Origin of the sequence: Colwellia sp. MB02u-9 (assembly GCF_014077085.1) — a bacterium.
GTDB lineage: Bacteria > Pseudomonadota > Gammaproteobacteria > Enterobacterales > Alteromonadaceae > Cognaticolwellia.
In genome coordinates this window covers 1-1258 of the sequence record NZ_JACGVF010000045.1, presented here as the reverse complement: position 1 = coordinate 1258, position 1258 = coordinate 1, and the positions used below count along the sequence as shown (strand labels likewise).

The window sequence follows — 1258 nt, the reverse complement described above, 5'->3', positions numbered from 1 at the left end:
AGTAAAGCCTATTAGCGGTAATAACCAAACCGCTTAGGCGAAAACTTATGAACCACGCACCAAACCAATATAAAAACACCGCACTTACAAATAAAATTTAACTTGATTTCGTGGTGCCAAATAACGCCCACTTAAGCGGACAAAAATAGTTGGTTAAAATGTGAAGCGAAGCGGAACCTAACCAACTGTTTTTGTTCCGTTTAAAGTGCTTGTTATATCTCGTTCTAAAAATTAACCTGATAAATATCAACATTAAGACCTTGAATGCTTGATGATTTAAAAAATGAAAAACCAGATCTTGTTGCAACTTTAATTGAAGGTACGTTATTTCGGTCTATTAACGCTGAGATATATTTTCGTTTTAATTTTACTTTACAAAAATCCACCACACCCGAAGTAGCTTCGGATGCAAACCCTTTTCCTTGTTGTGATAAAGATAATCGATAGCTTACATGCAATAAATCTTCACCTTCTACTGAGTGAGAGTTTAATCCACATATACCAATAAAAGTATTATCTGTCTTTGAAAAAATAGCCCATTGGCCATAGCCTTTAGTGTCATATTGTTGTTTACAATTAGCTATATATTTTGTTATTTCTTCGTCACTATGCACACCAACAATGGAGTATTTCATTATCTCTGGATCTGATAAAACTAGGCGTAGCGCTACAGAGTCTTTGTCAGTAATTTCACAAATATATAACCTTTCAGTTTCGACAATGCTCAAAATATACACCTTAGAGATATAACGCTTAATTAAACTGCAAAAATAGTTGGATTGGTTTTTGCGCCTTTTGCAAAAAACGAGACAAGCTATATTTGTCAGATTGAATTACCTTGTTATTTGATGGTAGCGTAAGAACACTAACGATAACAAGCACTTTACGGCTTAAGGCAGCCCGACCGTAGCAGCAAAAAATACCCAGCGCCACGACTAACCCAACCTTGAACTTTGAGCCAACCACTAAAGGATATTTAGCTAATGGCTTTACAACAATATTGTCTTAAAAATAGTAAAGCCTATTAGCGGTAATAACCAAACCGCTTAGGCGAAAACTTATGAACCACACACCAAACCAAGATTAAAACACCGCACTTACAAATAAAATCTAACTTGATTTCGTGGTGCCAAATAACGCCCCATTAACGGGCAAATAATAGTTGGTTAAAATAAGCGACGCAGGAGCAAAAACCAACTGTTATTTGTCCCGGTTTAATGACTTGTTAGGCTTGTTTTACACTTAATGCTTTCATCCG

At 35.8% G+C, this 1258-nt stretch carries 1 protein-coding gene; it reads right to left on the bottom strand.

Annotation, left to right across the window (positions count from 1 at the left end; translation table 11 throughout):
• Nucleotides 1-224: 224 nt before the first annotated feature.
• Complete coding sequence (locus tag H4J65_RS00235; protein WP_182193995.1) at nt 225-728, bottom strand: GNAT family N-acetyltransferase; 504 nt, start codon at nt 726-728, stop codon at nt 225-227.
• Between the last annotated feature and the right edge of the window lie 530 nt (nt 729-1258).